A 12,337-nucleotide genomic window follows, 5' to 3' on the forward strand; every position below is an offset into this window, starting at 1 on the left:
CGCTTTATCGATTCTCTATCAACATCGTACCATACAGAAATTTTTTTTGGAATAAATTAATATAGTCAAAAAGAAATTGTAAATATTCTCCATAATTCAGAATACACTATTGACAAGAACAAAAATGGTTGTATAATACAATTATATACTTTTATTATACAACTTTTTATTCTGGCTTTTTATATACAAAAGGAGGGAATTATATGCAAGCGCATGAAATTATGATTAACCAAGTCCACAAAGTGAAGGAAACCGATACAGTCCGCTCTGTGATTGAAAAATTTATTGAACACGGAATTAGCGGCCTTCCCATTGTAAACGATAGAAATGCACTCGTCGGTTATGTAAGTGACGGAGATATTCTCCGTTATATCGGGAAACATGAAGACCGTATCGTCGACTCTTTCTACTATGCATTCGTCATTAAAGGGGATAATGAGGAATTTGAGGAAAGAGAACAAAGGATATTGTCGTTAAACGTCATGGAAATCGCTAAAACCAAGGTTTATAAAGTTTCATGGGATGAGGAAATGGAAAAAATTGCGGCAATTTTAGGGAAGAAACAAATTAAAAAGGTTCCGGTTGAACGAAACGGTGTCTTGGTTGGAATCATTAGCCGCGGGGATGTCATCCGAAATTCATTTAAAGGACTTCTTTAATTTTAAAAAAATAGATACAAACAAAGGGGAAATGTATATGTCATCAACACCACAATCTGTTGCTTCTTCACAGGCAGATTCGACTTCGATAGGGACAGTTAAAAAAGGGCAACCGCGGGCAGTATGGGCTGTCTTTTTTGCTTGTATTATAGCCTTCATGGGTTTAGGCCTTGTTGACCCGATTCTTGTAACCATCAGTGAAAAACTCCATGCTACACCAAGTCAAACGTCTCTTTTATTTACAAGTTACAATGCTGTCATGGCTGTTGCCATGTTAATTACCGGTTTGGTTTCTTCAAGGCTTGGAATTAAATGGACACTGCTCACCGGGATTATTATCATTGCAGTATTCTCACTACTAGGCGGGTTATCAAATAATATTTGGGCACTTGTCGGCCTTCGCGGCGGCTGGGGACTGGGAAATGCACTATTTGTTGCCACTGCCTTGGCTGCAATTGTCTCTCTATCTACTAGTGGTACAGCAAAAGCCATTATTTTGTACGAAGCAGCGATTGGGCTTGGGATTTCAGTTGGTCCACTACTCGGCGGCTGGCTTGGCGCTATGTCCTGGAGAGGTCCTTTTTTAGGTGTAGCTTCCTTAATGGTCATTGCATTTATTGGACTTATTACCTTAATGCCAAATACAAAACCGCAAAATATCTCACAAACTAAAACATCTCTGAAAGATCCATTCAAAGCCTTAAAACACCGTTCTTTATTAGTTTTTGGTATAGCAGCTGCATTATATAATTTTGGTTTCTTTACATTGCTTGCTTTCGCTCCGTTTGTTATGGGGCTGGATGAACATGGAATCGGTTTTGTTTTCCTTGGATGGGGAATTTTACTTGCTGTTACCTCTGTTTTTATGGCACCAATTCTTCAAAAACGGTTTGGAACCGTAAAATCCATGTGTGTCATGTTAACCTTGTTCGCAGTTGTGTTAGCTATCATGGGAATCTGGACATCTACACAATGGGTCATTATTGCAGCCGTTGTTATTGCCGGGGCATTATTAGGAAATAACAACACGCTCATTACAACTGCAGTAATGAACTCTGCTCCTGTTGAACGCTCTACTGCGTCTGCTGCATACAGCTTCTTACGTTTCATCGGTGGTGCGATTGCTCCATATTTTGCCGGAAAATTGGCTGAATGGTATAACCCGAGTGTACCATTTTATGTTGGAGCAGCGTTTGTTTTATTATCCGTTATCTTTATTGCACTTAATCAAAATCATATAAAACATGTTGATAACGCTGAAGTTGGTCATTAATATAGACTCTTGGAATATATAAGCAATTTATCGAGAGGATTGTAAAAATTTTACTAGGATTCTATCCGAAATATCTGAAGTAATTATCGGTTTCATTGCAAATAAACCTACATCTATCATTTTTTAAAAAAATCGACTAGTTGAAGGCTGTTTTCATAAATTTTGTTGCTTTTAGAGAAGTGGTTGATTTCCGCTCCAGGATGCTCGCTTTCCGCGGGGTGGGCGGTGAGCCTCCTCGGCGCTTAAGCGCCTGTGGGGTCTCACCTGTCCCACTGCTCCCGCAGGAGTCTCGCACCTTACGCTCCAATCAACGTTCTTATCAATGGTTTACTTTCACAAAATCCATTGATAAAAACAACAATCTTTAGAAAAGAGCCCTATGGAAAGATGATATCTTGAACGTTTAGTGTCTCATTCTGACTACTGTACCAAGCATCGATGTGTTGGCACATCATAATTGCGTAAAGTCGAAGGTACCACATCTTTGTGGAGCGATGTCTCCCAGCTTCTAAGTAGTAATCGATCTTTTTTCTTTTATTTGAACGTTTAAATTACGGGCCAATCTTTGCTTACTAGTGTAAGAACACCGCCAGAATAATGCTTCTGAAGCTGTTCTATAAGGAATGTTTGATAGGATTCATGAGTAACACCTCAATCACAGTAAGTAAGGAAATGAACCCCTCCGCCGGTGATTATTGGGGTGTTTTTAAAAAGTCAAGTATTTTCGGCCAGGTTAGCCAAAAAAAATCAATATAGAATTTCCAATTTATAGGCTCTGTTAAAGGATAATGTTAATTTTTGAACGATGTTGATTGGAGCTGAAGGCACGAAGACTCCTGCGGGAGAAGCGTGTCAGGGGAGACCCCGCAGGAGCAAAGCGACGAGGAGGCTCCCCGACCGCCCGCGGAAAGCGAAGTGCCTGGAGCGGGAATCAACAGGCAAATTTAACAGAGCCTTTTTGTAAAAAGAAAAATCCCCCCTATACAAAGTAGGAGGAATTAAATATAAGGGGTTTATGAAAACCCTTGAACCATCTGACTCGGTGAATGTCGAGAGTCTATTGATATGATAGGAGGATCTGCCATAGGTGGCAGGTCCTTTTTTTAAACTCTTCAAGTCCTCGCTTATAATGATATCATACTATACATAAAAATGAACCTTGATTCACCTTTTAGAACAATCTTTGTTTTCCATTAACGATCGTGTTTGCTTTTTTGTAATCCTCTGCTGTATCAATATCCATCCCCCAAAAGGACGGCTCAAAAACCCGAATCTTTGTTTTCGCTTTATATTTTTTGATAATTTCTTTCCCACCTTGGTCCCCTTCTAAATTAAGAAATTCAGAAAATAAGCTACGATCAATCAGGATAGGGTGACCAAGATTCACGTTATATTGAGGCCGGATAATATGGATTCCTTTTTGCCTTTCCATTTTATAATCTTGGATTAATGATTGAACAACGAAATCCGGAACAAAGGGCTGGTCGGCTAAAAAAATAACAACGGCATCCACACGGTTCTTAATTTTTTCGATTCCTAATTTTAGAGAAGAAGACATTCCATCCATGTAATCTTTATTTTTGATAAATTCTATTCCGTCTATCTCGGCTGTGAGTGATTGAAAAACATCCATATATTCCCCGCCGATCAATACGATTGGATCAAGCTGAAGCCTTATAGCAAGCTCAACAGAATACCGAAATAGCGGTTTTTCCTTTAATAGCAATAATAGCTTGGGCTCGCCCATCCTACTGGACATTCCAGCAGCAAGAATAATGGCTCCTATTTTAGTCATGAATTTTCCTTTTTCCTTTCAATGATGTACCTGATTTCATTGACCGTACCATCATGAGTTCAGAAACTATGCTGACTGCCACTTCTTCCATTGTTTCAGCTCCAATATCTAAACCAATTGGGGAATGAATTTTTTTAAATACTGAAAGATCTTCTCCTAAGTTTTCTAGCATTTTCTTCGTTCTTAAAATTGGACCCAAAACCCCTACATATGTTGGATGACTTTTTAATGCCAGCCCAAGTGCGGCTTCATCGCGATTTTGCAGATGATTCATAATCACCCAACAGGCGTCACTTACATCTGCCGGATTTAGGGATTCAGGATCTTGAATAAGATGTAAGGCATTAGGAAAATATCGCTTGTTATTAAATTCACTACGTGGATCTAATACAGTAACGGAAAACCCGGTTTTTGCTGCCAGGTCTGCAACCGGAATAGCATCTTTTCCTGCACCCGCGATAATTAGCGGCTGACTTGAACGAATGATATCGATGACAAATCGGCGGCCTTCCACTACCATTATTTCAGCCCGTCTTTGTGATTCCATATTTGTTAGTGCCCGTTCGTAAACTTTAGAAGGCAGCGAACCATTGGATTCGAACAATTCTCCATTTTTCACTATTATTGCTTTTACACCCGTTGGAACCTCAAGGATAAAGGAAAATTCCTCATCATTTTGTAAGAACCGCTCAGTTGCATTCCAAAATGGATCATTCTCTTGAACCGGAAGAATCAGAATTTCTAATGAACCTTTACAGCCAATTCCTAGACTCCATATTTCATTTTCACTTAAATCATAATTTTTAATTAGCGGAGTATTTTCTTTCAAGGCTTGTTCTGCATAGACAAAAATATCGTTTTCCAAACATCCTCCGCTTATCGTGCCGTTCATTTCACCGTCGGCTGTCATCATCATTTTTGTACCGGGGAGTCGATAAGCGGAACCGTTCACCCCTATTAACATAATAATTGCCGGCTTTTCTTTCTGCTCCCAAGCCTGTCTTATCGATTGAAAAATTGTTCGAAATTCTAGTAATCGAGACATTTCCATTTCTCCTTTTTTAATGATTTGCTCGTTTATTTGAGATTTTAAACAGTAGTTCAAAAACCTTTCTGCTCAGCCCCATCCAAACCATGCTGTAAAATAAGGAAAACATTAAGATAACGAAAACGACCCGGACATGAAAAGTATGGGAAACGGAAGGACCTAAAACAGGAAATTTCACGATATATAGTAAGAACAGAATCCCAGCTGCCAATATGATGCCTCCAAAAAAGGTAATGGCAATCCGACTTTTCCACCATCTGAAGGCGATCCCTAAGGACAGCCCTAATAGACCCGTGGTGAATGGAAAAACGAATATTTCACTTGGTTGAATGATGAGCAGCAGCAATATGGTTAAGAAATACGACATAATACCGAGATGGATTGAAATCATCGCGGAAAGAACGATGGGCATTGTGGCTAAAATACTAAAAGCATATCCAATCCCGACAAAAATCCCGGCTGATTGAAAAATGGTGGCAAATGCCGCCAGAATCGAGCCAACCACTAATTTTTTCGTCCTCGAATAGCCGTCGACACGGGAATTTGTAATTACAAATGGCGGATAGTTCCCTAATTGTTTTTTCAATGTAAGCACCCCCTTTTTTTAGGTAATGCCTCAATCAATAAAAATATGTAGGATTTAAAAAAAAACGAAATTTATAGAAATGAAGTTTTTGAGTTTAGAAGATAAATATGGAATAATTAGGAGAACGAAGGAATTATTCAACACTTTAAACTAGTAGTGAGGTATTTTAGTAATGAGAAAAGCAATAACGAAGATTCTATTAGTCTTTTTGGTATTTCCAGTTATCCTATGTTTTTCATTTAATCGGGTTTATGCAGAGACACCTCCCAATCAACCCAATGTAGTTTCCTTAGGAACAATCACGATGATAAATACAGACGCCGGCACAAAGAAACCGATTAAAAATACCCAATACCAACTGCTGGATGCAAAGACGAAAAAAGTAGTCCAAGTCATCTCAACAAACAGTCAGGGAAAAGGCGTATCAAACCCCCTGCCGATTGGTTCCAAATATAATCTAAAATAAAAAACCGTCATGCTTCCCTTTCAAGTGAGCAGTAAAGAGTTTTTAGTAGAGGTAAAAACAGCCAATAGTGAAATCCGTCAGACCAATCGTGTATTCTCTTATGTAAAAAAATATAAGTATTTATCAAATGGAAGCTATGATATCCAAAAGGTTTATATTCCTGTAAAATCTCTTATGCAAAAACCCCAATTACTGAATGGCTGTGCAATTACTTCGCTTACAGCTGTATTAAATTATCACCATAACAATGTCTCAAAAACGAAAATGTCGGATCAATATTTGCCCCAAAAGCCTTTTTATTTCAAAAAGGGAAAACGTTATGGTCCTGATCCATACAAATATTTTGCCGGAAACCCAAGATCCCGCCACGGCTTTTTTACATATGCTCCACCAATTGTAAAAGCAGCGAACAGTTATATGAAAAAAGTAAAGGGAAAATACATTGCAAAGGATTTAAGTGGAAGAAAAACAGATGTGATAATGGACCAATTAAATAAAGGAGTTCTTGTTGTCATCTGGGTGACATTGGATTTGAGTATACCTAAAATCAATTATGGCTGGTATCTTAGTGGAACTAACAAATACTATCGTGCCCCGGTGAATTTACATGCCGTCGTCTTAAATGGATACGACGAAAAATATGTTTACGTCATGAACCCATTAAAAGGGCATGTTAAATATGATGCTAAGAAGTTTTTCTCTAGCTACAAAGCATTAGGAAGCCATGCTATGGTTATGATTCCAAAAATGTAAGTGGGTGGAGCTTGTATATGAAGAGGAAAGAACTTAATTTCTTAGATGGGGAAAACTGTCTATAAAATGAACTTAACAAAGAAACAGGATGCCCCAATTCAGAGCATCCTGTTTCGAAAATTAATATTAAGCTGCTTTTGTTTCTTTTACTTTATTAACCACATTTCGCTTCCTCATCACAACTGGATATATAACCAAACCCAGTACAAACAACCCAATTCCTAAAAAGAAAGTTTTCATGTCTGCTGTTCCGGTTTTGATTACCCAAAGAGAATAAACTAAAGCTAATACTGTAATCATACCATCCAGTACCCTGGAACCTTTAATTATGTCATAGGTTTCACCGGTAATGACCAATTTCATTTGATAGAGTGCCGATACCAAATACGGAATCAGGTAAGCAAGTGTTGCGACTACAATGACAAAATTATAGGCCTCTGAAATCGTACCGGAAATCGTCGAAAACAAAAAGATTTGTGTCATGATATTGGTTAATGTTAATGAATGAATCGGACTTCCCTTCCGATTTGTTTTCGCAAAAAACGCTGGGAATAACTGATCCTTAGCCGCCTGATAAGGAACCTCCGAACTAACGACAATCCAGCCTATAGTTGAACCAAATAAGGAAACAAGTGCAAGCAAGGCCATGATTTTTCCGCCTCCGGAACCAACTACTTGTCCTAATGCGTCCACTAATGGTTTCTGTGAAGATTGTAATGCTTCAGCAGGCAGAGCCCCCATCGTTAAAATAGTAATTCCAATATAAATTACGAGCGAAATGATCAGACCGATAATCGTCGCCATTTTAACATCTCTTTGGGACTTTGCACGATTCGATAACATAACCGCTGATTCAACCCCAATAAACGCCCATAAAGTTAAAATCGCTGCAGAATTGATTTGGCTGCCAAATATAACAGATTTACCTGCTTTATCAACAAACTCCGTACCATCCCCGATATTTGCGGCATCAAAGATAAACAGAGTCGCAACGATAAATAGAGCAAACCCAATCACCTTTGCAGCGGTTGTAATAAAATTCAATTTGCCACCGTCATTAAAACTTTTGGATAAAATCGCTTGAATCCCCCAAAGCATAATCGTACAAACCATAAAAGAAATGAATTTCCCCATTTCCAAAGAAAATGACCCGGCTGTAAAAATAACTTTTGTACTTTGCATAATCGGGAAGAAAGTGGATAAATATCCGGCAAATGTAATGATCACAGAAGCCGTTGCCGCCCAGTTTGCTGCCCAGTATCCCCATGCCATGCTGTAACCGGCAACCCGCCCCGCTTTCGGCGATGAAAACATCGCTTGCGCATAGCTTTGCGGACCAGCTTTCAGTTCCGGTTTTCGAGTAGACAAATTTCCAAAAACAAGTGCGATAAATAATACTCCTAAACCCGTAATCCCCCAAGCGGCCATGGAGCCAAAAGGGCTTGCCACTTGAGCCATATTACTGGGAAGCATAAAAATGCCTCCGCCAACCATATTCCCAACAACAAATGTTGTTAAAATCCATAATCCCCATTTTTTATTTTCCATGATGGTAATTCCTCTCTTGTAAGTTTACTCTTAAATTTATTTTGCAGTTTCATTTATGGTCATAGAGTTAAAGATTAACAAGAATGATGATAACGATGATGGTGCTTAATCGATTGGAAATCATATTTAATGGTTATCATCATAATAAATCACCTCATCTAATTGATTACGTGAAAATTATACTACGATATTTTAGTTGAGTAAAGTGGTAAAACAATAGCGAATTAAAGAAAAAATATAATGAAAGTCTGCAATTTTCTAAAAACAAAAACCAAACAGCAACATGCACTGTTTGGTTAGAAACGACAAAATTCGGGTGGTGCCAGGCTTCGCGCGGATTTTGTCGAATATTTTTTAAGCTAGGTACGCTTCACGCACTTCTTCGTTGGTTATCAATTCGTAACCATTACCTTGGAGTTTGATTTCGCCGGTTTGGATGACGTAGCCTCGGTGGGCGACCTGCAGGGCTTGGTAGGCGTTTTGTTCGACGAGCAGGATGGTGATGCCTTCTTCGTTGAGTTCCTTGATGATTTCGAAGATTTGTTCGACGATGATGGGAGCAAGACCCATGGAAGGCTCGTCTAGCATGAGCAAGTCTGGTTTCATCATTAGGGCTCTGCCAATGGCGAGCATTTGCTGTTCACCGCCGCTCATGGTACCGCCCTTTTGCTCTAGACGGTCCTTTAATTTCGGAAAATAATGAAAGACCCTTTCCATTCTTTGCTCGATCACCTTTTTATTTTTTACAGAGAAGGCACCCATTAACAGATTTTCCTTTACTGAAAGTCTCGGAAAAATTCTTCTGCCCTCAGGGACATGGGCAATCCCTAGAAAGGTTGTTTCATGTGCGGGTCTGTTCGAAATATCCTTTCCATTGTAAACAATACTGCCTGCCTTTACTTTCGCCAGCCCGCTGATTGATTTTAATGTCGTTGATTTTCCGGCCCCATTACTGCCAATCAGCGTGACGATTTCTCCCTTATCTACTGAAACATCAATTCCCTTTAACGCCTGAATCCCGCCATAAAACGTTTCAACATTTTTTAATTGAAGCATTCTTTTCCCCCTATCCAGCATGAACAGCCCCTGACCCAAGGTAGGCCTCGATGACCTTTGGATTATTCCGAATATCCTCAGGCTTTCCTTCCGCAATTTTTTCCCCATGGTCGAGCACCACAATATGCTCAGAGATTTCCATAACAAGCTTCATATCATGCTCGATTAAAATCACAGTAAGATTAAATTCATCTCTCATTTTCTTGATCAGTTGGGTCAGTTCGTTCGTTTCCTTTGGATTCATCCCTGCTGCCGGTTCATCTAATAATAGAACCTTTGGACCTGCAGCCAGCGCTCTTGCGATTTCCAATCTCCTTTGCGCTCCGTAGCTTAAATTGCAGGCTTTTTCATTAAGTTGGTCGGCAAGACCTACATATTCCAATAATTGATAGGCCTTTATTTCTGAAATCTTCTCTTCTTTCCGAGTCCTTGGCAAATTGAATAAAATTCCAAAAAGACCTGACCTTAAATGGGTATGCATTCCGACCAGAACATTTTCAAGGACAGCCATCTCATTAAACAAGCGGATATTTTGGAAGGTTCGGGCAATCCCTTTTTGGCACACCTCATGTGGCTTTAATCCAACTAATGATTGATTTTCAAGCAAAATCGAACCAGATGTTGGCTGATATACGCCTGTAATCATATTAAAAAAGGTGGTTTTCCCAGCACCATTCGGACCGATTACGGCTGTAATCAAGTTTTTTTCCACGGTCATTGATACATCCTGATTGGCAGTCAAACCGCCAAATTTCTTCGTTAAATTTTTCACTTCTAAAATTATCATTCCCTACACCTCCTGAACTTTCTCAAGCTGCGATGAATCAGGAGTTATCTCACTTTTGGCATCGGAACTTCCATCTTGTAATTCTTTTTCATCATATTTACGATTTTTCGCAGGCAAGAGCCCTTTGGGTCGATATAAGGCAAAGAGGATTAACAGCAATCCAAAAATTAACCTTTGCATTTTTGATGGTGATAGGGCATCCGGAATCGAGAGAACCCCCGTGGAGCTTAACTGATTTAACCAATTAGTCAATTCCGTTAATACCTGCAGGTTCAGGATGGTCATAACAGCAGCGCCTAGAATAACTCCTGGAACACTTCCCATCCCACCTAAAATCACCATTACTAAAATCGTAATCGACTCAAGCAAAGTAAAGCTCGTCGGATCGACAAAGGCTTGTTTCGCGGCAAAAACAACCCCCATCATTCCCGAGAAAGAAGCGCCAATCGCAAAGGCCATCAGTTTCGTCCTGACTAACGGAACCCCCATTGCCTGTGCCGCAATTTCATTTTCCCGAACTGCCTTCCATGAACGGCCTATTTTTGAGTGTTCAAAACGGCGGACGGTAAAAATCGTAAACAACAAGATGACGAGAACCACATAATAAAATTGACTTGGATAGATAAAATCAATTCCAAACAGGCGCGGCGGGGTTACAGATGCGATCCCCATCGCACCATTTGTGATATTGATCGGGCGATCCAGATTATTAAATATAATTCTGATAATCTCTCCAAACCCAAGGGTAACGATCGCTAAATAATCACCTTTTACACGAAGAACCGGGATCCCGAGCAAAACCCCAAACAATGCCGCCACCAAACAGCCTATGATAATAAAGAACCAAAAACTTTCACCTGAAAGCGGGAAATGACCAAATGGCATAAAATTGTTAGCCTGCGCAGTGGAAAAAATACCATACGTGTAGGCGCCAACCGCGAAAAAGGCGATAAACCCTAAATCTAGCAGCCCCGCCATTCCGACGACAATATTTAATCCAAGCGCCATTGAAATATAGATTCCAACAAGGGTGGCAACTTCCATATAAGATTGATACGCATCGCCGTTACTAGCGGTAAAGGGGAGCAGAAATACCAATACCACTCCTGCAATCAACCATTTTGTGAGATTCTTAAAATTTGTAAAATATAAGAGTAATAGAGAAGCTAATAAAAGTAAGAACGCAATAACAGACTTCTGTGCTAAAAATAAACTTAAGGAAGTAATCCCAATGTAAATAAGAAGAAAAATCCCCTGAAAAAGTTTGTTATTTTTATAGTGGTTCCATAAAGATTTCATCTTCTCACCTACACTTTCTCAGTGACCGGTTTGCCTAATAGACCTTCAGGCTTAAACAGCAATACGATAATTAAAATAATAAACGCAAACACATCCTTATATTCAGCCCCGAAGACACCACCGGAAAGCAGCGTTAAATTGGCAGATGCAAACATTTCTAGTAACCCCAGCAATAAACCGCCGAGCATCGCACCGCGGATATTTCCGATTCCGCCCAATACCGCAGCGGTAAAGGCTTTTAAGCCAAGGATAAAGCCAATATAAGGGTCAATCGTCCCATATTGAACAGCAAATAGGACGCCCGTCGCCCCACCAAGCGCAGAACCGATAAAAAAGGTCATCGAAATCACCTTATTAACATTGATAGTCATTAAGGAAGCGGTTTCACGGTCTTGTGCCACTGCCCTCATCGCCATCCCCCATTTTGTCCGATTGACAAATATGTCAAGTCCAATCATCATGATCACTGCCGTGACAAGGACAATCACAAAAGAAGTTTTAATATTCGCATCATTAAACACAGAACTAATCGACGAAGCTTTGATGGACAGCTGGTGGGTAAACATGCTTGGACCCGTTACAATATAGTTTCCCTTTTTCAATTCAGCTATGAATCTCACAATATCCTGTAATAAAAAGGAAATCCCGATTGCGGTGATCAGAGGGATTAACCGTGGTGCGTTCCGCAATGGCCGGTAGGCGACTCTTTCAATTCCCATTCCTAGTAATCCTGTTAAGAGTGCGGTTAAGAGAAGGGCCGTAATCAGCATAACAATGGCTGGTACGGCGGACGTCCAACCCATTCCTGTTAATACGAGTAAAATCGCTGTTCCCATGAAAGCTCCGGACATGAAAATTTCCCCGTGTGCAAAATTAATTAATTCCAATATCCCATAAACCATTGTGTAACCTAATGCAATAACGGCATAGACTGCCCCTAATGTCAGCCCATCAATCAGCACCTGCGGAATTGTCTGGACCATTTCATTCAGCATAGTAAACCTCCTTGTCCCATAATATAATAATAGAAAAGGGTATTCACCTCCTAAAGTGTACCCTTTTCTACC

Annotated in this window: 12 protein-coding genes; 4 read left to right on the plus strand and 8 right to left on the minus strand. The window is 39.8% G+C overall.

Features of this window, described 5'->3' with window-relative positions:
• Window positions 1–203 precede the first annotated feature (203 nt).
• Both J2Y67_RS00100 and J2Y67_RS00105 read left to right on the plus strand, forming a co-directional pair.
• The gene (locus J2Y67_RS00100) at window positions 204–659 is read left to right on the plus strand and encodes a CBS domain-containing protein (protein WP_310169447.1); all 456 of its coding nucleotides are present in this window, start codon (window positions 204–206) and stop codon (window positions 657–659) included.
• Window positions 660–696: 37 nt separating this feature from the next.
• Window positions 697–1,932 carry an MFS transporter gene (locus J2Y67_RS00105; RefSeq protein WP_310169448.1) on the plus strand — a complete coding sequence of 412 codons (1,236 nt, stop codon included), beginning with the start codon at window positions 697–699 and terminating at the stop codon, window positions 1,930–1,932.
• 1,171 nt (window positions 1,933–3,103) lie between these two features.
• Here J2Y67_RS00105 and J2Y67_RS00110 read toward each other — a convergent pair.
• Genes J2Y67_RS00110 through J2Y67_RS00120 form a run of 3 tightly spaced genes read right to left on the minus strand, consistent with a single transcriptional unit; the run spans window position 3,104 to window position 5,361 of the window.
• A complete protein-coding gene (locus J2Y67_RS00110) occupies window positions 3,104–3,727 on the minus strand; it encodes a nucleotidyltransferase family protein (protein WP_310169449.1) in 624 nt (207 codons plus the stop codon).
• On the minus strand, window positions 3,720–4,772 hold the full coding sequence (locus J2Y67_RS00115) for an XdhC family protein (protein WP_310169450.1): 1,053 nt from the start codon (window positions 4,770–4,772) through the stop codon (window positions 3,720–3,722). The genes J2Y67_RS00110 and J2Y67_RS00115 overlap by 8 nt, the downstream gene beginning before the upstream one ends.
• Window positions 4,773–4,788: 16 nt before the next feature.
• Window positions 4,789–5,361, minus strand: a complete 573-nt coding sequence (locus tag J2Y67_RS00120; protein WP_310169451.1) for a hypothetical protein — start codon at window positions 5,359–5,361, stop codon at window positions 4,789–4,791.
• Between the two features lie 172 nt (window positions 5,362–5,533).
• Between J2Y67_RS00120 and J2Y67_RS00125 the strand changes: the two genes are divergently transcribed.
• Entirely contained in the window at window positions 5,534–5,827 is a 294-nt protein-coding gene (locus J2Y67_RS00125) for a SpaA isopeptide-forming pilin-related protein (RefSeq protein ID WP_310169452.1), read from the plus strand.
• A 24-nt stretch (window positions 5,828–5,851) separates the two neighbouring features.
• Window positions 5,852–6,580: a C39 family peptidase gene (locus J2Y67_RS00130; protein WP_310169454.1), complete on the plus strand. Its 729-nt coding sequence runs from the start codon at window positions 5,852–5,854 to the stop codon at window positions 6,578–6,580.
• Window positions 6,581–6,706: 126 nt separating this feature from the next.
• Here J2Y67_RS00130 and J2Y67_RS00135 read toward each other — a convergent pair whose 3' ends face one another.
• From J2Y67_RS00135 to J2Y67_RS00155, 5 genes are all read right to left on the minus strand, one after another.
• Window positions 6,707–8,128, minus strand: coding sequence for an amino acid permease (locus J2Y67_RS00135; RefSeq protein WP_310169456.1), 1,422 nt, complete (start codon window positions 8,126–8,128; stop codon window positions 6,707–6,709).
• A gap of 354 nt (window positions 8,129–8,482) precedes the next feature.
• Window positions 8,483–9,184, minus strand: a complete 702-nt coding sequence (locus J2Y67_RS00140; protein ID WP_310169457.1) for an ABC transporter ATP-binding protein — start codon at window positions 9,182–9,184, stop codon at window positions 8,483–8,485.
• Window positions 9,185–9,194: 10 nt separating this feature from the next.
• Window positions 9,195–9,971, minus strand: a complete 777-nt coding sequence (locus tag J2Y67_RS00145; RefSeq protein ID WP_310169458.1) for an ABC transporter ATP-binding protein — start codon at window positions 9,969–9,971, stop codon at window positions 9,195–9,197.
• 3 nt (window positions 9,972–9,974) lie between these two features.
• On the minus strand, window positions 9,975–11,270 hold the full coding sequence (locus J2Y67_RS00150) for a branched-chain amino acid ABC transporter permease (RefSeq protein ID WP_310169459.1): 1,296 nt from the start codon (window positions 11,268–11,270) through the stop codon (window positions 9,975–9,977).
• Window positions 11,271–11,278: 8 nt separating this feature from the next.
• A complete protein-coding gene (locus tag J2Y67_RS00155) occupies window positions 11,279–12,265 on the minus strand; it encodes a branched-chain amino acid ABC transporter permease (RefSeq protein WP_310169460.1) in 987 nt (328 codons plus the stop codon).
• Between the last annotated feature and the right edge of the window lie 72 nt (window positions 12,266–12,337).

Source organism: Neobacillus niacini (assembly GCF_031456445.1).
Taxonomy (GTDB): domain Bacteria; phylum Bacillota; class Bacilli; order Bacillales; family Cytobacillaceae; genus Neobacillus; species Neobacillus niacini_I.

What these genes read in the sequence shown, in the direction of transcription:
- J2Y67_RS00100 (WP_310169447.1), top strand. Translation starts at nt 204, where the DNA reads ATGCAAGCGCATGAAATTATGATTAACCAAGTCCACAAAGTGAAGGAA.
- J2Y67_RS00105 (WP_310169448.1), top strand. Translation starts at nt 697, where the DNA reads ATGTCATCAACACCACAATCTGTTGCTTCTTCACAGGCAGATTCGACT.
- J2Y67_RS00110 (WP_310169449.1), bottom strand. Translation starts at nt 3,727, where the DNA reads ATGACTAAAATAGGAGCCATTATTCTTGCTGCTGGAATGTCCAGTAGG.
- J2Y67_RS00115 (WP_310169450.1), bottom strand. Translation starts at nt 4,772, where the DNA reads ATGTCTCGATTACTAGAATTTCGAACAATTTTTCAATCGATAAGACAG.
- J2Y67_RS00125 (WP_310169452.1), top strand. Translation starts at nt 5,534, where the DNA reads ATGAGAAAAGCAATAACGAAGATTCTATTAGTCTTTTTGGTATTTCCA.
- J2Y67_RS00135 (WP_310169456.1), bottom strand. Translation starts at nt 8,128, where the DNA reads ATGGAAAATAAAAAATGGGGATTATGGATTTTAACAACATTTGTTGTT.
- J2Y67_RS00140 (WP_310169457.1), bottom strand. Translation starts at nt 9,184, where the DNA reads ATGCTTCAATTAAAAAATGTTGAAACGTTTTATGGCGGGATTCAGGCG.
- J2Y67_RS00145 (WP_310169458.1), bottom strand. Translation starts at nt 9,971, where the DNA reads ATGATAATTTTAGAAGTGAAAAATTTAACGAAGAAATTTGGCGGTTTG.
- J2Y67_RS00150 (WP_310169459.1), bottom strand. Translation starts at nt 11,270, where the DNA reads ATGAAATCTTTATGGAACCACTATAAAAATAACAAACTTTTTCAGGGG.
- J2Y67_RS00155 (WP_310169460.1), bottom strand. Translation starts at nt 12,265, where the DNA reads ATGCTGAATGAAATGGTCCAGACAATTCCGCAGGTGCTGATTGATGGG.